At 72.3% G+C, this 19,995-nt stretch carries 21 protein-coding genes; 11 read left to right on the top strand and 10 right to left on the bottom strand.

Annotation, left to right across the window (positions count from 1 at the left end; translation table 11 throughout):
- Positions 1-9 precede the first annotated feature (9 nt).
- The 3 genes from O7634_RS23320 to O7634_RS23310 are packed head-to-tail and all read right to left on the bottom strand — an operon-like array spanning position 10 to position 3,227.
- Entirely contained in the window at positions 10-1,371 is a 1,362-nt protein-coding gene (locus O7634_RS23320; protein ID WP_278152258.1) for a hypothetical protein, read from the bottom strand.
- Complete coding sequence (locus O7634_RS23315) at positions 1,368-2,189, bottom strand: sugar phosphate isomerase/epimerase family protein (RefSeq protein ID WP_278152257.1); 822 nt, start codon at positions 2,187-2,189, stop codon at positions 1,368-1,370. Before O7634_RS23315 ends, O7634_RS23320 begins: the two co-directional genes overlap by 4 nt.
- Positions 2,190-3,227, bottom strand: a complete 1,038-nt coding sequence (locus O7634_RS23310; protein ID WP_278152256.1) for a zinc-binding alcohol dehydrogenase — start codon at positions 3,225-3,227, stop codon at positions 2,190-2,192.
- 115 nt (positions 3,228-3,342) lie between these two features.
- On the opposite strand from O7634_RS23310, the gene O7634_RS23305 reads away from it, so the two are divergent.
- The 4 genes from O7634_RS23305 (at position 3,343) to O7634_RS23290 (ending at position 7,279) form a co-directional block, all read left to right on the top strand.
- Positions 3,343-4,737 carry an extracellular solute-binding protein gene (locus O7634_RS23305; RefSeq protein WP_278152255.1) on the top strand — a complete coding sequence of 465 codons (1,395 nt, stop codon included), beginning with the start codon at positions 3,343-3,345 and terminating at the stop codon, positions 4,735-4,737.
- Positions 4,734-5,687 carry a sugar ABC transporter permease gene (locus O7634_RS23300; RefSeq protein WP_278152254.1) on the top strand — a complete coding sequence of 318 codons (954 nt, stop codon included), beginning with the start codon at positions 4,734-4,736 and terminating at the stop codon, positions 5,685-5,687. Before O7634_RS23305 ends, O7634_RS23300 begins: the two co-directional genes overlap by 4 nt.
- Positions 5,687-6,553, top strand: coding sequence for a carbohydrate ABC transporter permease (locus O7634_RS23295; protein ID WP_278152253.1), 867 nt, complete (start codon positions 5,687-5,689; stop codon positions 6,551-6,553). Before O7634_RS23300 ends, O7634_RS23295 begins: the two co-directional genes overlap by 1 nt.
- A gap of 111 nt (positions 6,554-6,664) precedes the next feature.
- On the top strand, positions 6,665-7,279 hold the full coding sequence (locus O7634_RS23290; RefSeq protein ID WP_278152252.1) for a methyltransferase domain-containing protein: 615 nt from the start codon (positions 6,665-6,667) through the stop codon (positions 7,277-7,279).
- A 384-nt stretch (positions 7,280-7,663) separates the two neighbouring features.
- Here O7634_RS23290 and O7634_RS23285 read toward each other — a convergent pair whose 3' ends face one another.
- On the bottom strand, positions 7,664-8,401 hold the full coding sequence (locus O7634_RS23285) for an SDR family NAD(P)-dependent oxidoreductase (protein ID WP_278152251.1): 738 nt from the start codon (positions 8,399-8,401) through the stop codon (positions 7,664-7,666).
- A gap of 106 nt (positions 8,402-8,507) precedes the next feature.
- On the opposite strand from O7634_RS23285, the gene O7634_RS23280 reads away from it, so the two are divergent.
- Together O7634_RS23280 and O7634_RS23275 are read left to right on the top strand one after the other, a co-directional pair.
- A complete protein-coding gene (locus O7634_RS23280) occupies positions 8,508-9,104 on the top strand; it encodes a TetR/AcrR family transcriptional regulator (protein ID WP_278152250.1) in 597 nt (198 codons plus the stop codon).
- A 41-nt stretch (positions 9,105-9,145) separates the two neighbouring features.
- Positions 9,146-9,748 (top strand): class I SAM-dependent methyltransferase, encoded by a 603-nt coding sequence (locus tag O7634_RS23275; RefSeq protein ID WP_278152249.1) that lies wholly within the window; start codon positions 9,146-9,148, stop codon positions 9,746-9,748.
- A gap of 16 nt (positions 9,749-9,764) precedes the next feature.
- Here O7634_RS23275 and eccB read toward each other — a convergent pair whose 3' ends face one another.
- Complete coding sequence (gene eccB / locus O7634_RS23270) at positions 9,765-11,144, bottom strand: type VII secretion protein EccB (RefSeq protein ID WP_278152248.1); 1,380 nt, start codon at positions 11,142-11,144, stop codon at positions 9,765-9,767.
- 130 nt (positions 11,145-11,274) lie between these two features.
- Here eccB and O7634_RS23265 point away from each other — a divergent pair, with 130 nt between their 5' ends.
- Positions 11,275-11,994 carry a spermidine synthase gene (locus O7634_RS23265; protein WP_278152247.1) on the top strand — a complete coding sequence of 240 codons (720 nt, stop codon included), beginning with the start codon at positions 11,275-11,277 and terminating at the stop codon, positions 11,992-11,994.
- 18 nt (positions 11,995-12,012) lie between these two features.
- On the opposite strand, the gene O7634_RS23260 is transcribed toward O7634_RS23265, so the two are convergent.
- Complete coding sequence (locus O7634_RS23260; RefSeq protein WP_278152246.1) at positions 12,013-12,222, bottom strand: hypothetical protein; 210 nt, start codon at positions 12,220-12,222, stop codon at positions 12,013-12,015.
- A gap of 440 nt (positions 12,223-12,662) precedes the next feature.
- On the opposite strand from O7634_RS23260, the gene O7634_RS23255 reads away from it, so the two are divergent.
- Positions 12,663-12,953, top strand: a complete 291-nt coding sequence (locus O7634_RS23255) for a flavin reductase (RefSeq protein ID WP_278152245.1) — start codon at positions 12,663-12,665, stop codon at positions 12,951-12,953.
- A gap of 147 nt (positions 12,954-13,100) precedes the next feature.
- Positions 13,101-13,277 (top strand): hypothetical protein, encoded by a 177-nt coding sequence (locus O7634_RS23250; RefSeq protein WP_278152244.1) that lies wholly within the window; start codon positions 13,101-13,103, stop codon positions 13,275-13,277.
- A gap of 16 nt (positions 13,278-13,293) precedes the next feature.
- Here O7634_RS23250 and O7634_RS23245 read toward each other — a convergent pair whose 3' ends face one another.
- Positions 13,294-15,093: an acyl-CoA dehydrogenase gene (locus O7634_RS23245; RefSeq protein WP_278152243.1), complete on the bottom strand. Its 1,800-nt coding sequence runs from the start codon at positions 15,091-15,093 to the stop codon at positions 13,294-13,296.
- A gap of 212 nt (positions 15,094-15,305) precedes the next feature.
- On the opposite strand from O7634_RS23245, the gene O7634_RS23240 reads away from it, so the two are divergent.
- Complete coding sequence (locus tag O7634_RS23240) at positions 15,306-15,686, top strand: VOC family protein (RefSeq protein WP_278152242.1); 381 nt, start codon at positions 15,306-15,308, stop codon at positions 15,684-15,686.
- 42 nt (positions 15,687-15,728) lie between these two features.
- Positions 15,729-16,424 (top strand): alpha/beta hydrolase, encoded by a 696-nt coding sequence (locus O7634_RS23235; RefSeq protein ID WP_278152241.1) that lies wholly within the window; start codon positions 15,729-15,731, stop codon positions 16,422-16,424.
- Positions 16,425-16,460: 36 nt separating this feature from the next.
- Here the strand turns inward: O7634_RS23235 and O7634_RS23230 are convergent, their stop codons facing one another.
- The 3 genes from O7634_RS23230 to O7634_RS23220 all read right to left on the bottom strand — a co-directional run bounded on the left by O7634_RS23230 (position 16,461) and on the right by O7634_RS23220 (position 19,958).
- Positions 16,461-17,723 (bottom strand): MFS transporter, encoded by a 1,263-nt coding sequence (locus tag O7634_RS23230; protein WP_278152240.1) that lies wholly within the window; start codon positions 17,721-17,723, stop codon positions 16,461-16,463.
- Positions 17,720-18,316 (bottom strand): helix-turn-helix domain-containing protein, encoded by a 597-nt coding sequence (locus O7634_RS23225; protein WP_278152239.1) that lies wholly within the window; start codon positions 18,314-18,316, stop codon positions 17,720-17,722. Before O7634_RS23225 ends, O7634_RS23230 begins: the two co-directional genes overlap by 4 nt.
- A 64-nt stretch (positions 18,317-18,380) precedes the next feature.
- Positions 18,381-19,958 (bottom strand): LLM class flavin-dependent oxidoreductase, encoded by a 1,578-nt coding sequence (locus tag O7634_RS23220; protein WP_278152238.1) that lies wholly within the window; start codon positions 19,956-19,958, stop codon positions 18,381-18,383.
- Between the last annotated feature and the right edge of the window lie 37 nt (positions 19,959-19,995).

The following is a 19,995-nucleotide window of genomic DNA, read 5'->3' as shown; positions in this document are numbered from 1 at the left end:
TCCGCCGCTTCAGTCGGCCAGCAGGTCGAGCAGCAGCGCGGCGGTCCAGCTGAACGCCGGTGAGCCCAGGCCGGCCCCGGTGTCCGGGTGGAAGTACTCGTGGCAGCCGGCACCGGCGACCAGGCTGATCATCGAGTGCCGGAGACCGGCGGCCAACTCCGGGTGCCCGTGGGTGAGCAGCCCACGCCGGACCAGCCAGCCGACGTTGAGCCAGCTCGGCCCACGCCAGTAGCGCAACGGCTCGAAGTCGGGCGCGGTGCGGTCGTAGGTGGGCAACGGCCGGTCCATCCGCCGGGCCACCCCGAAGCGCGCCGACCGGGCCTCGACCACCAGCGCGTCGGCCTGCCGGGCCGGCAGGTCGGGCAGGATCAGCGGGGTCAGCCCGAGCACGGTGCGGGCGCGGATCAGGCGGTCGGTACGCAGGTCGCGGGGCTGGAAGGTGCCGGTGCCGTGGTCGTACAGCCGGCGTACCAGGGCTTCGGTGATCCGGGCCGCGCGGGCCCGGTGTGGCCCGGGGTCGAGGCCGAGCAGCGCGGCGATCTCGGCGAGCGCGTGCTCGGCGGAGCCGAACGCGGCGTTGAACAGCGGGCACTCCACCAGGAACGGGTGCCCGCCGACCAGGTCCCGGTCGGAGTAGCAGTGGTCCCGGTAGGCGGCGACGATCGCCAGGTAGCGCGCATAGTCCAGGTCCGTGGGGCGGTGCGCGGCGTCGGCGTGCGCGGTGTCGTGCCGACGGTACGCGCGCATGACGCCCGCCTCGGCCGGAACCGAAGCCATCGGTTCGTCCCAGGCCGGGCTGTTGTCCAGCCCGGACTCCCACGGGTGCACGACGCAGACCAGCCCGTCGCCAGCCACGTCCCGCCGGTCGGCCAGGTAGCGCTGTTGGGCGACGAGCGCGGGATAGAGCCGCCGCAGCGCGGCCAGGGCCTCCGGACCGGGCGCCCGACCGTACGCCAGCAGCGCGGCGAGCGCGTGCACCGGCGGTTGGACCAGGCCGGAGGTGGCCACCGACGGCGCGCCCGGCGCGTCCGCCGAGCGCCACATCTCGGGCCCCGGGAAGTACGCGCCGACGCGCAGCGCGCTGTTGAACACGATGTGCGGCACCCGTCCGTCGGCCCACTGCGCCGCGAACAGGCTCGTCAGCTCCCGCCAGGCCCGGTCGGGACGGACGTGGGCCAGCCCGATCGCGGTGAACGCGGAGTCCCAGCTCCACTGGTGCGGGTAGAGCGTGCGCGAGGGCACCGTGTGGTCGTGCTCCCAGTTGGCGGCGAGCGTGTCGACAGCGAGTCGGCGCAGCTCGGCGAGGTCGGTCGAGCCGCCGGTTCGGGTCGCGGCGACGTTCCCGCCGACGGACGCTGCCTCGGCGGTCACGCGGCGGCCCGCCGGGGCAGCGCCTGCCGCAGCACCGTGGCGGCCTGTTGCAGGGCACGGACCGGGTCGCCACGCAGCCGGCACTCCAGGGCCAGCCATCCCCGGTAGTCGACCTCCAGCAGCGTGCGCACCAGCGCCGGCCAGTCCAGGTGCCCGGCGCCCGGCTGGTACCGGTTGGAGTCGCTGACCTGGACGTGGCCCAGGTACGGCGCGGCGGCGCGCAGCGCGCGGTGCGGGTCGTCCTCCTCGATGTTCATGTGGAAGGTGTCGGCGACCACCCGGACCGAGGGCAGGGCGAGCGCGGCGCAGAGCGCCACCGCCTCGTCGAGGCGGTTGACCATGTGGTCCTCGTACCGGTTGAGGGGTTCCAGGAACAGGGTGACCCCCTCGGCCCGGGCGTGTTCGCCCAGCTCGCCCAGGGCGTCGAGGAGGACCTGCCGGTCGCCGGCCGGCGGGCGCGGTGGTTCGAACGGCGGTAGCCGCCGGGAGAACATCCCCCAGGCGGCCGGGGTCATCGCTCCGACACCGCCCAGCTCGGCGATCACCGAGAGCTGGGAGCGCAGGTTGCGGACGGCGTCGGCGGACCGGGCGGTGTCGAAGTCGCCGATGAAGTGGTCCATCTCGACGCAGACGGTGGGCAGCACCACCCCGGCGGCGCGGGCCCGACGCAGCTCGGGCAGGCGGCGGGCGAACGCGAGGTCGCCGCGCCCGCGCAGTTCGATGCCCTGGTAGCCGAGGGCGGTCGCGAGGGCGTACTTCTGGATCAGGTTCGTGCCCGGCAGGAGGTGTTCCTGGCAGGCCAGCGCGATGGTGGTCATTCAGAACCTCAACACCACTTGGAGGACGTCACCGGCGCCGCGGTCGAGCAGCGCGAGGGCGTCGGCGACGGCGCTGGCGTCGACGATGTGGCTGACCAGCGGCAACGGATCGACGCTGCGGTCGGCCACCAGGTCCATGAAGGTCTGCGCGACCCGGTCCCCGGTCCACCTGCCGGCCATGCCCGGCGCGGGGGTGGGTCCGGAGACCTGGGCGGCGACCAACTGGATGCGGTTGTGGTGGAACTCCTCGCCGAGGCCGAGCTCGTCGGCGGGACCCTGGTAGAAACCGGCGGCCACCACCCGACCGGCGTGCGCGGTGGAGCGGATGGCCTCGTGCAGCGCCGGGTACGCGCCGGACAGCTCCAGGCAGACGTCCGCGCCACGGCCGTCGGTGACCCGGCGCAGCACGGCGGCGGCGGACTCCGTGGCGGCGTCCACTGTGCACAGTGCTCCGTAGCGGACGGCGTGCCCCAGCCGGTCGGGCACCGGATCGACCGCCACCACGCGGGCCCCGGAGAGCACGGCGAGCCGGGTGGCGAGCAGCCCGATGACACCCTGGCCGAAGACACCGACCCAGTCACCGAGGTGCAGGTCACCGGCGAGCACGGCGGTCAGCGCGATGGCGCCGGGCCGGGCGAAGACGGCGGTGAGCGGGTCCAGCCCGGCGGGGAGCGGGCGGACCGCGCCGGCGGCGAGAACGGCCTCGGCGCGGTGCCCCCAGATGCCCCAGACGAGCTGGCCCGGGTGCCGGTCGGTGACCTCCGGCGCCACCTCGACGACCTCACCGACCTCCTCGTAGCCGAAGCCGACGAGCGGGTAGGGCACCGGTCGCTGTCGGGGGACGAACATCCGGGCGGCGTCGTCCCAGTCCTTGCTGAGCCGGGGATTGCTGCCCCGGTAGAGGGTCAGCTCGGTGCCGGCGGAGATGCCCGAGTAGCAGGTGCGGACGCGGACCTGGCCGGGGCCGAGCGGATCGGGGGGGCAGGGCTCGAGGCTGATCCGTCGAGGCCCGGCGAGGGAGACCACCCAGTTGCCCATGTGTCACATCCCGGTAGCACTGGGCTACAGGATAGCAAAAAATCGCCATATGTCTTGTCATTGATCAATCGAAGGTGTTGAATCCGTCATGTACCCTTCGAGAGGAGTGCCACCGATGTCAGCACCTCCGAGGCGGATACTCGCCACCACCCTGATCATGACACTGGCAGCGTCCACCCTGCTGGCCTGCGGGGACGACCAATCAGACAGCACCAGCAAGAAGATCACCGTCTGGAGCCTGGAGGACGTGGCCGACCGGGTCACCGCCACCAAGGCGATCGTCGCCGACTTCACCGCCAAGACCGGGGTCCAGGTCGACCTCGTGACCGTCAACGAGGACCAGTTCCCCTCCCTGATCGCCGCCAACGCCGCCGCCGGAGACCTGCCCGACGTCGTGGGGTCGGTCTCCCTCGCCGGCATCCGCACGCTCGCCGGCAACGAGCTGCTGCACGCCACGGCCAACGCCGAGGTCGTCGACACGCTGGGCCGGCAGACGTTCTCGCCCCGGGCGCTGGAGCTGACCTCCGACGACGGCACCCAGCTCGCCGTGCCCAGCGACGGCTGGGGGCAGTTGCTCGTCTACCGCAAGGACCTGTTCGCCGCGGCCAACCTGCCCGTCCCCGACACGTACGAGCGGATCACCGACGCCGCCGCGAAACTGAACACCGGTGGCGTCGCCGGGATCACCGCGGCGACCGCCCCGAGCGACGTGTTCACCCAGCAGACCTTCGAGCACCTGGCCCTGGCCAACGGCTGCCAGCTCGCCGACGACTCCGGCGCGGTCACGCTGGACTCGCCGGCGTGCGTCGAGGCGTTCCGCTTCTACGGCGACCTGATCCGCACCAGCTCGGTGAAGGGCGCGCAGGACGTCGACACCACCCGGGCCACCTACTTCGCCGGCAAGGCGGCCATGGTGGTCTGGTCGCCGTTCATCCTCGACGAGCTGGCCGGCCTGCGCGCCGACGCCAAGCCGACCTGCCCGCAGTGCCAGGCCGACCCCGCGTTCCTCGCGAAGAACAGCGGCTTCGTCACCGCGATCAGGGGCCCGAACGGCACCGAGCCGGCCCAGTACGGCGAGATCAGCTCCTGGGCGGTGCTCGACGGCGCGGTGACCGACCCGGCGAAGTCGTTCGTGGAGTACATGCTCGGCGACGGCTACCCGCGCTGGTTCGGGATGTCCCCCGAGGGCCGGTTCCCGGTGCGCAAGGGCACCCCCGCCGAGCCGGAGGCGTACCTCACCGCCTGGAACACCAGCCAGGCCGGCGTGGACGCGAAGAAGCCCCTCGCCGAGGTCTACGGCGACGACGTGCTGGCCACGCTGCGCCGCAGCCCGGACACCTTCCAGCGCTGGGGCCTCAGCCAGGGGCAGGGCAAACTCGTCGGCGCGATGCTCGGTGAGCTGCCGGTCCCCAAGGCGTTGGGCGACCTGGTCGCTGGCAAGTCCGACGCGGTGGCCACCGCCGACCGGGCGAAGAAGGACGTCGACGCCATCAAGGCCGGTGTCAATTGACCACCACCGCGCCCGGCCCCGGCCGCTCCCCCGTCCGGGAGCGGCCGGCGACACCCCGGCGGCCACTGACCCTGCGCCGCCGCGAGTCCCGGGCCGGGCTCGCGCTCGTCGCACCGACGCTGCTCGTCACCATCGCGGTCATCGGCATCCCGATCGTGTGGACGGTGGTGCTCGCCTTTCAGCGGGTCCGGCTCGCCACGCTGCGCAAGACCGGCCTGTTCGGCGAGTTCACCATGGACAACATCGACCGGGTGCTGCACACCCCCGGCTTCGCCGAGACGCTGTGGGTCACGCTGCTCTACAGCATCGGCGGCACCGTCGGGTCGATAGCGCTGGGCCTGGTCGCCGCCCTCGTCGTCCGCCGGCCGTTCCGGGGGCGCACCCTGGTCCGGGCGTCCATGCTGCTGCCGTACGTGGCGCCGGTGGTCGCCGTGACGTTCGTCTGGCAGGTGATGCTCGACCCGCAGCTCGGCATCGTCAACCACTGGGGGCAACGCCTGCTCGGCTGGGACGCCCCGGTGCCCTTCCTCACCCAGGAGTCGACAGCGCTGGCCACCGTGATCGTCTTCGAGGCGTGGCGGTACTTCCCGTTCGCGTTCCTGTTCCTGCTGGCCCGGCTCCAGGCGGTCCCCGGCGAGCTGGAGGAGGCCGCCCGCGTCGACGGCGCCACACCCACCCAACGCTTCCGGCACATCCTGCTGCCCCAACTGCTGCCGGTGATCGCCCTGCTGGGTGTGCTGCGCTTCATCATGACGTTCAACAAGTTCGACGACGTCTATCTGCTCACCGGTGGCGCGGCCGGCACCGAGGTGGTCAGCGTGCGGGTGTACGAGTTCCTCACCGCCCGCACCGACATCGGCGCCGCCGCCGCGCAGGCGGTGGTGTTGGCCGTGGTGCTCATCGTGTTCGTGCTGATCTATCTGCGCTTCTTCGGAAGGAGAGTCGGCTGATGGACCGGGACGCTGTCGAGACGGTGGGCCTGCGCTGGCTGCGCCGCCTGACGATCGCCGTGTTCCTGCTGGTCACGGCCTTCCCCTTCTATTACATGCTGCTCCTGTCGGTACGCCCGATCGAGCGGCTGCTGCTCGACCCCGGCGCGCTCGTGGTCGGCTTCGGTGAGCTGACCGTGGCCACGTACGCCGAGGTGCTCAAGGCCACCGCGGACGGCGGCCAGGGTTTCCTGACCTTCATCCGCAACAGCGGGCTGGTGGCGATCGCGGCGACGGCGCTCACCCTGGCGGTGGCGATCCCCGGCGCGTACGCGGTGGCCCGGCTGCGGTTCTTCGGTCGGCGGCAGGTCGACTTCCTGTTCCTCGCGGTCTACCTGTTCCCGTCGATCGTCATCGCGATCCCGCTGTTCGTGGTCTTCACCCGGGCCGGGCTGCGCGGTTCGCTGTTCGGTCTGGTGCTGGTCTACATCTCGCAGACGTTGCCGGTGTCGGTCTACATGCTGAAGAACTACTTCGAGACGATCCCGGTCAGTCTGGAGGAGTCCGCCGCCATCGACGGGGCCGGTCGGCTCGGCATCATCCGGCGGGTCAGCCTGCCCCTGGCCCTGCCGTCGATCATGGCGGTCGCGCTGTACGACTTCATGATCGCCTGGAACGAGTTCCTCTTCGCCCTGCTGTTCCTGGTCGACAAGCCGGACCGGTGGACGGTGTCGCTCGGGCTGTCGCTGCTCGCCGACGGGGTGGAGGTGCCCAAGACGGTGCTGATGGCCGGGTCGGTGGTGCTCACCCTGCCCATCGTGATCCTCTTCTTCGCCAGTGAGCGGCTGCTCACCGAGGGTCTGACCGGCGGCGCGGAGAAGGGCTGAGGGGATGGCGTCACAGTCCGGACACGCCCGTGTGTGACGCCTACCACAAACAGCCCCATGTCCGTACCATCGGCACGTCCTAATCCACGGCACAGCTGAGGGAGCCGGCGCATGAGCCAGCCACGACGGACCAGCCCGACCGAGACAGCGGGTGAGGATTACACCGACCGGCTGCAACGCCTCGGTGGCGCCCGTTGGAAGCGGGTGCTAGACGTGCAGGCGCCGTACCGGTGGAACCTGCGCCGGCTCAACCTCGGCCACACCCTGGACGTCGGCTCCGGCCTGGGCCGCAACCTCGCCAACCTGGATGGCCACGGCGTCGGTGTCGACCACAACCCCACCTCGGTGGCGCACTCGCGGGCCGCCGGGTTCGAGGCGTACACGGTTGAGGAGTTCAAGGACAGCCCGCACGCCCGACCCGACGCGTTCGACTCGATGCTCGCCGCGCACCTGCTGGAACACATGCCGGCCGAGCAGGCGCTCGAGGTCATCTCGTCCTACCTGCCGTATGTGCGCTCCGGGGGGCAGGCCGTGTTCATCACCCCGCAGGAGCGCGGGTTCGCCAGCGACGCCTCGCACGTCCGGTTCGTGGGCTTCGAGGAGGCGGCGCAGGTGTGTCGGGAGCTGGGCCTGACCGTCACCAGACAGTATTCGTTCCCGTTCGCCCGGCCGCTCGGGCGGGTGTTCACCTACAACGAGTTCATCACGGTGGCCCGGCTGCCCTGATCCGGCTGTCCCGGGTCGCCCGTCGGGCCCGCACCGGCCCGGTTACGGTGGCCCCATGGCCAACCCGACCCGCTGGGCTACCGACACCGATCCCGAGCTGACGGTGGGCCACGTACGCCGAGGTGCTGCGGGCGACCACCGACGGCGGCCAGGGCTTGCTCACCTTCATCCGCAACAGCGGGCTGGTGGCCGTCGCGGCGACGGTGCTCACCCTGGCGGTGGCGATCCCCGGCGCGTATGCGGTGGCCCGACTGTGCAGTCCTCCTCGTCTTCGCCAGCGAACGGCTGCTGACCGAGGGTCTGACCGGTGGCGCGGAGAAGGGCTGAGGGATTCCCATCGGGCGCTGAGCGGCGGCGGCGCCGCTCAGCGCCCGCTCGGCGTGCTCAGCGGGCGTTGCTGTAGTCGACGTCGGGGTGCACCACCTCGATGCGGTCGCGGGTAATGAGCAGCTTCCACAGCAGGTCGGCGAGGTCGACCGGGTCGACAGTGGGGATCTCGACGCCCTGGGGCAGGTCGACACCCAGCTCGCCAGCGGTCATCGCCCGGTGTCCGGCGCTGCCCAGGATCATGGCGTTGACCATCAAGGTGCCGACGTAGACGCCCTTGCCGGCGACCTCGCCGTGCAAGCTGTGCAGGTAGTTGCGGGCCGCCGCCATCGCCGGTCCGACGCCGCTCATGAAGGGTGCCGGGTTGACCGCCGTGGCGCCCTGCGTGATGAGGATGCCGCCGTCGCCGCGTTCGATCATTGCGGGCAGGACCTGACGCACGATCTCCAGCGGGGTGAGCAGGTACAGGTTCACGAACTCCTGTGCGACCTCCGGCGTCAGCTCCGCCGCCGGAATGAACGGCGCGGTGGTGATCGGCGCGTACTCGACGACGTCGATGCCGCCGTAGCGCGCGGTGATCGCGGCGAGCAGTGCGGGCACCTCGGCGGTCCGCGTCAGGTCGGCCGGGAACGCGGCCGCCTCGATGCCGTCGGCCGTCAGCTCGGCGACGAGCCGGTCGAGGGCGTCCGGCCGGCGGCCGACGAGAGCCACCCGGTAGCCCTCGCGGCCGAACCGTCGAGCCACCGAGAGGCCGAGGCCGGTTCCCGCGCCGAAGATCGCAACGGTCTTGGACATGTCTGAACTCCCCAGGTCGAGTGATAACTTGAGGACTACCTCAAGTTGACCCGACCGACGCTAGCATCAACTTGAGGGTGCCATCAACTTATGGAGGTCGTCGCGGATGGGAACGGGTGGAACGGGCAGGTCGACGCTGCGGCGCGACGCACGCGAGAACCGCGCAAAGCTCACGAACGCCGCCGTTGAGGTGTTCCGTGCGCAGGGTCTCGGGGCGCCACTGGAGGAGGTGGCCCGCACCGCCGGTGTCAGTACCGGCACCCTCTACAACCGGTTCGGCTCCCGAGAGGCGCTCATCGACGCTGTCGTCCCGATCATCGCGGCCGAGCAGATGGCGATCATCGCTGCCGAGGCCCGGGCCATTCCGGACCCGTGGAGCCGTTTCCGCTTCTACCTGACGAGCCTGCTCGAACTCCAGGCCACCCTGCCCGCCCTCGACGACATCATGGCGCGTCGGTACCCGGGCTCGGAGCAGTTGGCTCGCCTGTGCGACGACGCCGTCGTGCACGCGTCGTCGTTCCTCGAAGCGGCCCAGGAGGACGGTTCGCTACGCCAGGACTTCGGCCCCGCCGACCTCACCGCGATCTTCCTGGCGAACTCCGGCATCCTGCGGAGCGACCCGAAGGCCGACACCGGCGCCTGGCGTCGGCACATCGGGTTCGTCCTCGACGGCCTTCGGTCCGACCCACGCCGCCGGCCCTGACTCCCGCGCCGATCCCCCACCGGCCCGGTTACGGTGGCCACATGGCCAACCCGACCCGCTGGGCTACCGACACCGGCCCCGAGCACTCGCAGTGGTACATCGACCGGTTCCGCAAGCTGGCCGCCGAGGGAGCGGACCTGGCCGGCGAGGCCCGCCTGGTCGACACCCTGGTGGCGCCCGGCTCCCGGATCCTCGACGCCGGCAGCGGCACCGGCCGGGTCGGTGCCGCGCTGGCGCAGCGTGGGCACACGGTGGTGGGGGTCGACGCCGACCCGGCGCTGGTGGCGGCGGCCCGCGCCGACTATCCGGGCCCGACGTGGCTGGTCGCCGACCTCGCCGAGCTAGATCTGCCCGCGCTGGGTGAGACGGAGCCCTTCGACGCGGCGGTGCTGGCCGGCAACGTGCTCGCCTTCGTCGCCGTCGGCACCGAACCGGAGGTGCTGCGCCGCGTCGCCCGCCACCTGCGACCGGACGGGGTGCTGACCGTGGGCTTCGGCACCGAACGGGGCTACCCGCTGACCGCGTTCGACGCCGACGCGGTGGCCGGCGGGCTGCGCGTGGAGCACCGCTTCGCGACCTGGGACCTGCGCCCGTGGCGCGACGACGCCTCGTTCGCGGTCAGCGTGCTGCGCCGTCCGGCCTGACACCGGGCTCTCCGGCTCAGTTCGTGTCGGCCACGGCCCGGGCCGCGGCCGGGTCCAGGGTGGCGCCGGCCGGCACCAGGCTGACCAGGCCGGCCGGCAGCCGCAGCGGGCGCACGTCGCGGTAACCCAGCATCGCGAGCACCTCCCGGTCCGCCAGCACGTACCGTCGGCCCAGGTCGGTGACCACCGACACCGCGCCGCCGGTCGCGCCCGGCGCCGCGGCGGCCTCCACCAGCGCGCCGCGCCCCGGCTCCACCACCACGTGGTCGGCCGGCGCCGCGCCGCCGGTGGGTGCGGTGCGTGGCGTGGCCGTCAGGTCCGGCAGCGGTACGCCCCAGCGCACCTCGCCGAGCCCGTCGTCGGCGGCGACCCGGGTGCAGAGCGCGCGGTCGTCACCGGGCGCCAGCCGGGGTGGAGTCGGCGGTGGGGCGTGTGGACCGGTCGGGGCGAGGTCGGGCACCGTGGGCAGCGCGGCGAAGCGACCCAATGTCATCGGCAGCGGCTCCCCCTGGCCGGTGCGGGCCAGCAGCAGCCCGGCCTGCAACTCGGTGATGCCGGCCAGGCCGGCGTCGAGCGCCACCGCGTACTGCCGCCCGCCTCCGGAGTTGCTCACCAGGTAGACGGTGCCGACGGTGGCGTCCGGCACCCGCGTGGCCGGACGCCCCAGCCGGGGCAGGTCGAGCGGGGCGAGATCGGCGCCGGCCGGCAGCGAGTTGAGCAGGGCGGGCGCCACCGGCACCGCCTGGGCGCGGGTGGTGGCGAGCGCGGCCAGCACCCGGCTGGGATCGCGGACGAGATAGCGCCGTTGGTGCCAGACCAGGTGCAGCCCGCCGTCGGGGTGGCGTAGCAGCAGGGCGTCGTCGCCCAGCGACCGGCCACCGGCGGGCTCGGTCCCGATCAGCAGCGCGGAGCGGGGCGGGTCCGCGCCGGCCGCGGGCGTGGAGCAGACGGTCCACGCCGTGCTGGCCAGCCGGTTGGGGGCGGGCAGCGAGTCGGGCGCGTCGGCGATGCCCAGCGGCAGCCCGCGCGGCACCCCGTCGATGGCCCGCCGGGACACCAGCACTGTCTTCGACCGGTCCGCGCCCACGATGAGCAGCGCCGAGGCGTAGTTGAGCACCGGGTGCAGCTTCTGGTCCCGATAGACGAACCGCGCGCCGGACTCCTTCTCGACGATCACCGCGCCGGAGTCGCGCCAACCCTTGCCGCCGCCGGCGAACAGTCCGTAGAGCGCGAACCCACCCAGCAGGATCGCCGCCACCAGGATGCTGGCCAGCCCGGCCCCGGCCAGCCGCCAAAACGGCGACTGCGCGGGATCGGTCTCCCGCATGACCAGGGCCGCGACGGCCCGCTGGACGCTGAACTGGTAGGAGTGCAGCTGGTCCTGCCGCGACGGCATGAGGTCCCCTCCGGTGGATCGGCCGGCCACAGGATATGCGGTGCGTCGATGTCGCGCGGACCCTGCGTGGTCGCCCGTCCCGGGGCAACCGCTACCATCCGTGGACGAATCCGACGGCGAGAGGGCCCCGGTGGGTGCGCGTTTCGAGGAGCTGGCCTGGCGGGAAACCCCGATCGGCGCGATCAGCCTGCGCCGACGCCGGGACCCGGCGCTCCAGGTCGAGGTGTACGAGGTCAAGCTCGACGACGAGTTCCTGATGTCCAGTCTCTTCCCGGTCGCGGAGATCGAGCTTGCCCGGCTCGGCCTCGCCGAGATGGCCGGTGACGCGCTGGACGTGGTGGTGGGCGGTCTCGGGCTGGGCTACACCGCCTGCACGACGCTGAGCGACCCACGGGTGCGGTCGCTGCTGGTGGTGGAGGCGATCGAGGACGTGATCGACTGGCACCGGCGAGGGCTGCTGCCGTTCGCGGCGGGGCTGGCCGAGGACCCGCGGACCCGTTTCGTCCAGGCCGACTTCTTCGCCGCGGTGGCCGGGGAGACGGGCTTCGACGCGCAGGCGCCCGGCCGGCGGTTCGACGCGGTGCTGCTCGACGTCGACCACTCCCCCCGCAACGTGCTGCACCCGAGTCACGCGGGGTTCTACCTGCCGGCCGGGTTGCGCCGCCTGGCCGCGTCGCTCCGTCCGGCGGGGATCTTCGCGCTCTGGTCGGACGATCCGCCGGACGCCGATTTCCTCGCGGCGCTCACCGAGGTGTTCGCGGACGCCCGGGCGCACGTCGTGCCGTTCGCCAACCCGCTGACCGGCGGAGAGTCGGCCAACACGGTCTACGTGGCACGCGCCACCGGTTGACGAGCGGCGCGGACGGGGCTAGTCGTCCTCGTCCGCCCGGCGAGGACGACGGTGCTCCCGGATATACCGCTCCACATCAGCCTTGAGCCAGATCGACCCGACGCTGAGGACCTGGTACGGCTCGGGGAAGGCAGGGTGCTCCCGAATCTGGCGGAACCGCGACCGCCCGACCCCGAGCATTTGCAGGATCTCGCCCGCTGCGACGAGTTCTCCCGGTCCCTTGCCCATGCCAAGGAAGGTAGACCGAGGCGATCGGGTCAATATAAGCGCGCAAGAATTGTCACACCCATGTGAGCGCGCCAACGTTGACAGGTGGCTAAGAGCTGGGGTCGGATGGGACGAGGCCCTCGCCCGGTGGCGGAATTCGCGGCGGGCGGGGTGCCACCTCGGCCCGAACCCCCGGAGGTTGCAGTGGAACCAGAGGACGAACTGGAGCACCTACGCAAGGAATGTCGAGATCTGGCGGCAGCGCTCAGGCTCGCCCGGCGACAACTGTTCGATGCGCGCAGTCGCCTGGTCGCCATCGCTCTGATCACCCAAGACCTCGATCGAGCGACCCGAGAACCCCGGGTGAGGTTCGGGTCGGTGATCTCGGTCATCAACAACCAGCACCCCCCGCTGCGTCGGCCTGGCCGTTGGTCGACGGTCAGGTATAGGGGTGTGCTCTGGTGAGCCGCCAGCGGCACAGCCCGGTTCGACCGTTCTGGTTCTGCGCCTGCTGCGTCCGCCCCTGGCCGTGCGCCGACGCCAAAGCCGAACTTGTCGCTGACTACTCGGAAGAGCCGAAGCTCCTCGGTGTCGATATGGCCGACTGCCTGACCGAGGCTGGCCGCGACCTTGCCGAGCTTTACTGGACCGCGCCCGACCCGGTCGAGATGTACGGGCGTTTCCTGGGCTGGATAAAAGAGGCCCTCGCCGTCAGCCGGCACCGCAGGGAGGGTCATTTCAACTGGTTTTGAGCGTCGAGCCCCGGCCCTCGGCGGTCGGGCTCCGCCGTATTCAGGAGATCGTCAACGATGACACCGCCGCGGGCATGGTGTCGGCCGGACGGGGAAGGAGAACCCGGGGCCCGTCGCACCAGGCGCGGCCGGTTACGGGAGGTCGAGATGCGTGCACTGCTCTGGGTCGTCGGCGTGGTGGCGGGTGTGCTGATCCTGCTCGGGTTGATCCTCGAAGCGGTCCGCTGGCTGATCATCATCGGCCTGGTCGCGCTGGTGATCGTGATCATCCTGGGCGTCGTCAAGGGACGGCAGGTCATGAACCACCAGACCCGCCGGAGGTGACCGACGCCCGGCCGGGTCAGAACCAGTCCGGCCGCATGTCGAGGGTGGTGCGATCCCGGCTGTCCAGCAGGTCGAACTGGGGTCCCGTACGGGGCAGCTCGACGGTGAAGAAGTAGCGTGCGGCCTGCCGCTTACCGGCGTGGAACGCGTCGCCGCCCTCCGCCGGCAGGGCCAGCACCTGCTCCAACCACATCCAGGCGATCACCACGTGCCCGACGGCCTCCAGATAGGCGCTGGCGTTGGCGAGCGCGAGCACCGGGTCGCCGTCGGCCCACAGTCGACGGGTGACCGAAACGATCCGCTCCACCGCCCCGGCCAGCCGGTCGGCCAGGTCGGCTGGCTCTCCCCCGGCCCGCCGGGCCCGCTCGACAGTGTCGCCGATCGTCTCGGTCAGGACGGCGAGACCGGCGCCGCCCCGCATGGTCACCTTGCGTCCCAGCAGATCCAGCGCCTGGATGCCGTGGGTGCCCTCGTGGATAGGGTTGAGCCGGTTGTCCCGGTAGTGCTGCTCCACGTCGTGGTCGCGGGTGTAGCCGGCGCCGCCGAGCACCTGGATCGCCAGGTCGTTGGCGGCGAGGCACCACTGCGACGGCCAACTCTTGGCGATCGGGGTGAGCACGTCCAGCAGCAGGTGCGCGCGCTCGCGGTCGGCCTCGGCCTCGGCGGTCTTCTCCTCGTCGACCAGCCGCGCGCAGTAGAGCACCAGCGCCAGCGCCCCCTCCACGTAGCTCTTCTGCGCGAGCAGCATCCGTCGTACGTCGGGGTGTTCGATGATCGGCACCTGCGCCGCGCTCGGGTCCTTCGCATCGACCGGGCGGCCCTGTGGCCGCTCCCTGGCGTACGCCAGGCTCTTGAGGTAGCCGGTGTAGCCCAGCGCGGTGGCGCCGGCGCCGACCGCGATCCGGGCCTCGTTCATCATGTGGAACATCTGCGCCAGGCCCTGGTGCGGCGCGCCGACCAGGTGCCCGACCGCGCCGGCCCGGCCGCCCGGGGTGTGCCGACCGTCGCCGAAGCTGAGCAGGGTGTTCGTGGTTCCCCGGAACCCCATCTTGTGGTTCAGCCCGGCCAGCACCACGTCGTTGCGGTCACCCAGTGACCCGTCCGCGCCGACCAGCACCTTGGGGACGATGAACAGGGAGATGCCCTTGACCCCGGGCGGTCCGCCGGGAATCCGGGCCAGCACCAGGTGGACGATGTTCTCCGCCAGCTCGTGGTCGCCACCGGAGATCCACATCTTGGTGCCGAAGAGCCGGTAGCTGCCGTCGGGCTGCTCCTGGGCCCGGGTCGTGATGTCCGCCAGTGAGCTGCCGGCGTGCGGCTCGGACAGGCACATGGTGCCGAAGAACCGGCCCTCCAGCATGGGCCGGACGTAGGTGTCCACCTGCTCGGCGCTGCCGTGCGCCAGCAGCAGGTTGGCGTTGCCGAGGGTGAGGAACGGATACGCCGAGGTGGCCACGTTGGCGGCCTGGAACCAGGTGAAGCAGGCCGCGGTGACGGCGTGTGGCAGTTGCAGACCGCCGACCGCCGCGTCCATCCCGGCGGCGAGCAGGCCGGTCTCGGCGAAGCTGTCCAACGCCGCGCGGACCTGCGGGATCAGCCGGACACGCTCGCCGTCGAAGGTGGGCTCGGCGAGGTCGGCGGCCCGGTTGTGCGGGGCGAACCGCTCGGTGGCCACCTGCTCGGCGAGGTCCAGCGCGTCGTCGAAGGTCTCCCGGGAGTGCTCGGCGTAGCGGGGGCGCCCGACGAGATCGGACACCCGCAGCCACTCGTGCAGCAGGAAGTCGAGGTCGCGACGGGAGAGCAGGGTGGACGGCACGGCACTCCTCCACGGGCACGGGGTGGGCCGGGACGACGGCCCAGGTCGCCCCGGCCCATCCTGGCGGATCGACAGGGCGCACACCACCGGCCGCTGACGCGAGCGGGACTTGTCACACCGGGCGGCCCGGTAACCGGTTTCGCTGATCCGGTGGCCGCCGGCCCCGGCGCCGTGCCGGGCGGCGAGCGGGCATCGTCGATATCCTGGCCGGCATGCACCGAAGCCGCGTGTACGCGTTACTGATCGACGCTCCCGAGGCGGACGCCGCCCGCGCCGCGGAGTTCTGGTCGGCGGCGTTGGGCGTCGACACCCGGTCCCACCCCGCCGAGCCGCAGTTCGTCGGGCTGCACGAGGCGCTGCCCGGGTTGGTCACGGCCGTGCAGGCGGTCGACGACGCGCCGCGTTACCACCTCGACATCGAGACCGATGACGTGGCGGCCGAGACCGCCCGTCTGGTCGGCCTGGGCGCGACCGAGGTGTCGCGGTGGTTGGAGTGCCGGGTCCTGCGGGCGCCCGGCGGGCACCTGCTGTGTGTGCTGCCGGTGGAGAGTCCGCCGGAGGTCTTCGCGGCGGGGTCGCGCACCTGGCCCTGAGGCCCCTGCGGTTGTCGGAGGTGGACGATAGGGTCTGCGGCCATGGCTGAATTCGTATTGGTGCCGGGTGCGTGGCTGGGAGCGTGGGCCTGGGACGAGGTGGTGCCGCCGCTGCGCGCGGCCGGCCACGGCACCCGTCCCCTCACCCTCTCCGGTCTCGCCGAGAGGCGGGGCCAGACCGCCGGGCAGCAGACCCACGTGCGGGACATCGTCGACGAGATCGAGGGCCACGACCTGCGCGACGTGGTGCTGGTCGGGCACAGCTACTCGGGCATTCCGGTGGGTCAGGCCGCCGAACGGATCGGTGACCGGCTGCGCCGAGTGGTCTTCGTGGACGCGGAGGTGCCCGTCGACGGCGGGTCGTTCGCGTCGGGCTGGTGGCAGGGCCAGGCGGCGTTCGACGCGGTGCTCGCCGGCAACGACGACTACTGGCCGCCGCTGACGCCGGCCGACCTGGAGGGCCAGGGCCTGACCGACGAGCAGGTCACCCGCCTGGTGGACGGGTCCACCCCGCATCCGGGCGCGACGTTGACCGAGCCGGCCGTGCTGACCCGACCGCTGGGCGGGCTCCCGGCGACGTACGTCAAGTGTCTGCTCGACGGGCCGGAGCCCAACGACACGGTGGCCGGCCTGCTGACCAGTGACCACTGGCGGCTGGTCACGATGGACACCGGCCACTGGCCGATGCTGTCCCAGCCCGCCGAACTGGCGCGCATCCTGCTGGCCGAGGCCGCCTGACTCCGCGCGGGGTCCCTTGCCCCGCGCGAACTTCGGTCAGTCGACCGGTTCGTCGAGGGTCCGGATGTGGCGCACCGGCGAGGCGAACAGCCAGAGCACCGCGAGCACGCCACCCAGGCCGGCGACGGCCAGGGTGGGCCGCAGCCCGATGGTGGTGGCCAGGGCGCCCCCGACCAGTGCGCCGACCGGCCGGATGCCGTAGTTCACGGCGCTGTACGCGCCGGCGCGGCGTCCCCGCGCGTCGTCGGGGGTGACGGCGGTGAGGAGGGCGTTCAGGTTGACGTCCATCAGCATCACCCCGACGCTGGAGACCAGTTCGATGGCGGCCAGCAGCGCGACCTTCGTCCACGTCGGTCCGGTCACCAGCGCGGTCGCCGCGAGCGGCGCGGGAAACAGCACCGCTCCGATCATCGCGGTGCGCCCCAGGCCGATGGCGCGCGAGATCCGTGGGGCGAGCGCCGCCCCGGCGAGCCCGCCGAGCGCCCCGAAGCCGAGGGCGACGCCGATCGCTCCGGCGGACAGGTCGAGTTCCCGGCTGGCGTAGAGCACCAGCAGCGCGCCGCTGATGAAGGTGAAGAAGTTGACGGTGCTGGTGCAGCCGAGGGCGGCGCGCAGCACCGGGTGCCGCACCACCAGGGCCAGCCCCTCACGGACCAGCCCGAGGGTGGACGTCCGACGCGGCGGAACCGGCGGCTCGGTCACCGGGATGCGGCCGAGCAGCAGCGCGGAGCCGAGGAAGGACAGCGCGTCGACGAGGATCGCGACCGGCGCGCTGAGCGCCTGGACCAGCCCGCCGCCGACCGCCGGGCCGGCGATGAAGGACAGCGACCGGCTCATGCTCAGCTTGCTGTTCGCGTCCACGTACGCCGAGCGCGGCACCAGCGCCACGAAGAACGCCTGCCGGGCCATGGCGAACAGCACCGCACCGGCTCCGGTCAGCAGCGCCACCAGGTAGAGCTGGGTGAGGGTGATGGCGTGCAGGGCGTAGGCCACCGGCAGGCTGAGCAGCACCGCGGCGCGGATCAGGTCCGCGATGATCAGGAGTCGGCGCTTGTGGGTGCGCTGGTCCACCCAGGCGCCGAGGAACAGACCGAGCAGGTTGGGCAGCCAGATCAGCGCGGTGAGGAGGCTCACCTGCGCCGGGGTCGCGGCGAGCAGGGTGACCGCGATCAGCGGCAGGGCGAGTTCGCTGATCCGGTCGCCGAACTGGGAGACGGTCTCGCCGATCCAGAAGGTGCGGAACCGCCGGTCGCGGTGCAGGGCCGGCCGGGGCGCGACGGCGGGGACGGTGGCGGTCACGACGTGGCCGGATCGTCGTCGGACCCGGGCAGGAGGTAGCGCAGCATCCGGACGACCCGGGCGTCGGCCGGTGCGGTGTCGTCGTCCTTGCGCCGCACGTACGGGGCGATCAGCTCCTCGATCGCCGCCTCCAACCGCCGGGTCTCCTCGGCGGTGGCCACGAAACTGGTGTCGGCGACCCCGGCCAGCCCGCGCCACAGCGGGTCGAGGCGCGGCTCGTCGTGCAGCAGCCACTGCTGCGGCGTCTCGGCTGCTCGGGCGAACATCTCGGCGCGCAGTTGGCGGCCGGCGGCCTGCCCTTCGGCGTCGTCGGGCAGCGTGAAGCGGAAGCCCCGCGCGGCGGCCCGCCACCAGCGTTCGCGCTTGCTGGTGGTGCCCTCGGCGTCGACGACAAGGCCGAACGTGGCGAGGTGCCGCAGGTGCCAACTGACCACCGACGGAGTCGCGCCGACGTGTGCGGAGAGCCCGGTCGCGGTCGCCGGGCCGTGCCGCTGGAGGCGGTCGAGGATGGCCAGCCGGACCGGGTGGGCCAGCGCCCGCAGCGCCTGCGGCTCGGTGATCTCGAAATCCCCGTACGGATTCGTGAGAGACATGTTTCGAAAGTAGTCTCTCACGTCACGTCGGGCAACCCCCCGCCGTCACCCGGCGGCCCGACGGTCAGCCGAAGCCCAGCCGGGCCAGGGGCTCGACCAGCTCCCGCTCCTCGTAGCTGAGGTGCGACAGCAGGGCATCGCTGAGCAGGTCCACGGCGGCGCGCAGCTCGGCGAGGCCGTCCGTCGACCCCACGTACGCGACCAGTGCCCGGTCGACTCCCTCCAGCACGTCGTGGATGACGTGGTGCTCGTGCTCCAACCGGTCGACGACCGGCCTCAGCCTCGGGTCACGCGCGCGCAGCCAGGGGAAGAGGGACTGGTCCTCAAGGGTGTGGTGGGTGGTGACGATCCGGCAGTACGACTCGCAGTAGACGCCGAGCGTCCAGCGGTTCTGCCGCATGGTCATGGTGTTGATGTGGGACCGGGCCGCCCCGGCGTCGATCTCACCGGTCGCCACCTGCTCGATCAGGTCGTGGATCTGGGCCAGCTCGGCACGCAGCCCGTCGTGGACATCCACCAGGTGCGCGGCGGTGGCCTGCTCGTGCGCGGTGTAGGTGCGCTCCGGGTCGGGCGTCGGCCCGGTGGGCCGGGTCGACTCGTCCCAGGCCGCCTGGTCACTACGGCGTACGCCGTCGTCCGGGGTCGGCGTCACGGTGAAGGGGCCGCTGGCCACCGTCGCGCGGCGGGACCGGGCCGGCGCGGCGACGACCGGCTCCGGCGGCGACACCGGCTCCGGCGGCACCGCCGTAGCACCGTCGCGCTCGGCGGCCACCAGCTCGCGGACGGCGGGGGCCACCTCGCCGGCGAACCGGCGCAGGTCGTCGGGGTCGTCACTGGCCAGGATGAAGGCGCTCACGCCCTCGGTCAGCGCCAAGTCGGCCAGCTCCCGCGCCCACTGCGCGGCGGGCCCGTGCAACGAACCGCCGCCGGCGGCGGAGAACTGCCCGGCGATGTTGAGCAGCCGACGCACGTCCGCCGGGGACCGGCCGGCCTGCCGCGCGGCGTCGTCGATGATCGCGTTGCCCTTTGCCAGCGCGCCGGGCTCGAGGTAGCCCAGCGTGGGCAACCAGCCGTCGCCCCGGCGACCGGTGAGCTGGAGCATCCGGGGTTTGTAGGCGCCCACCCAGATCGGCACCGGGTGCGCCGGAGCCGGCCCCCGCTTGGCGCCCCGCACCCGGTAGAACTCGCCGTCGACCCGTACGCCGCCGCGTGTCCCGGTGTCCCACACCTGGCGGATGACCTCGATGCCCTCCTCCAGCGCGCGCACCCCCTCGGCGGGGGTCAGCCGCCGCCCACCCATCGCCTCGATGGCGTCCCAGAAGGCGCCCGCGCCGAGACCGAGGCTGACCCGCCCGCCGCTGAGCAGGTCCAGGCTGGCCACGCTGCGGGCCAGCACCGCGGGCGGACGCAGCGGCAGGTTCGTCACGTTCGCCGCCACGTGCACGCGGTTGGTGCGGGCCGCGACGAAGCTCAACAGCGTCCAGGTGTCGAGGTGGGCCGGCTGGTAGGGGTGGTCCTGGAAGGTGACCAGGTCCAGGCCGACCTGCTCGGCCAGAACGGCGAGGCCGACGGTGCGGCCCGGGTCAGCGCCGCCGGGCGTGATGAAGGACCCGAAGATCAGGTCGTGGCCGTAGTCGCTCATCGTGCGCCTCCCCCGGTCTCACGCGACGCCCTCGACG

This window comes from Micromonospora sp. WMMD1120 (genome assembly GCF_029626235.1).
Taxonomy (GTDB): Bacteria; Actinomycetota; Actinomycetes; order Mycobacteriales; family Micromonosporaceae; genus Micromonospora.
This window is presented reverse-complemented; position numbering and strand designations above follow the sequence as displayed.

What these genes read in the sequence shown, in the direction of transcription:
- O7634_RS23315 (WP_278152257.1), bottom strand. Translation starts at nt 2,189, where the DNA reads ATGACCACCATCGCGCTGGCCTGCCAGGAACACCTCCTGCCGGGCACG.
- O7634_RS23310 (WP_278152256.1), bottom strand. Translation starts at nt 3,227, where the DNA reads ATGGGCAACTGGGTGGTCTCCCTCGCCGGGCCTCGACGGATCAGCCTC.
- O7634_RS23305 (WP_278152255.1), top strand. Translation starts at nt 3,343, where the DNA reads ATGTCAGCACCTCCGAGGCGGATACTCGCCACCACCCTGATCATGACA.
- O7634_RS23295 (WP_278152253.1), top strand. Translation starts at nt 5,687, where the DNA reads ATGGACCGGGACGCTGTCGAGACGGTGGGCCTGCGCTGGCTGCGCCGC.
- O7634_RS23290 (WP_278152252.1), top strand. Translation starts at nt 6,665, where the DNA reads ATGAGCCAGCCACGACGGACCAGCCCGACCGAGACAGCGGGTGAGGAT.
- O7634_RS23285 (WP_278152251.1), bottom strand. Translation starts at nt 8,401, where the DNA reads ATGTCCAAGACCGTTGCGATCTTCGGCGCGGGAACCGGCCTCGGCCTC.
- O7634_RS23280 (WP_278152250.1), top strand. Translation starts at nt 8,508, where the DNA reads ATGGGAACGGGTGGAACGGGCAGGTCGACGCTGCGGCGCGACGCACGC.
- O7634_RS23275 (WP_278152249.1), top strand. Translation starts at nt 9,146, where the DNA reads ATGGCCAACCCGACCCGCTGGGCTACCGACACCGGCCCCGAGCACTCG.
- eccB (WP_278152248.1), bottom strand. Translation starts at nt 11,144, where the DNA reads ATGCCGTCGCGGCAGGACCAGCTGCACTCCTACCAGTTCAGCGTCCAG.
- O7634_RS23260 (WP_278152246.1), bottom strand. Translation starts at nt 12,222, where the DNA reads ATGGGCAAGGGACCGGGAGAACTCGTCGCAGCGGGCGAGATCCTGCAA.
- O7634_RS23250 (WP_278152244.1), top strand. Translation starts at nt 13,101, where the DNA reads ATGCGTGCACTGCTCTGGGTCGTCGGCGTGGTGGCGGGTGTGCTGATC.
- O7634_RS23240 (WP_278152242.1), top strand. Translation starts at nt 15,306, where the DNA reads ATGCACCGAAGCCGCGTGTACGCGTTACTGATCGACGCTCCCGAGGCG.
- O7634_RS23235 (WP_278152241.1), top strand. Translation starts at nt 15,729, where the DNA reads ATGGCTGAATTCGTATTGGTGCCGGGTGCGTGGCTGGGAGCGTGGGCC.
- O7634_RS23225 (WP_278152239.1), bottom strand. Translation starts at nt 18,316, where the DNA reads ATGTCTCTCACGAATCCGTACGGGGATTTCGAGATCACCGAGCCGCAG.
- O7634_RS23220 (WP_278152238.1), bottom strand. Translation starts at nt 19,958, where the DNA reads ATGAGCGACTACGGCCACGACCTGATCTTCGGGTCCTTCATCACGCCC.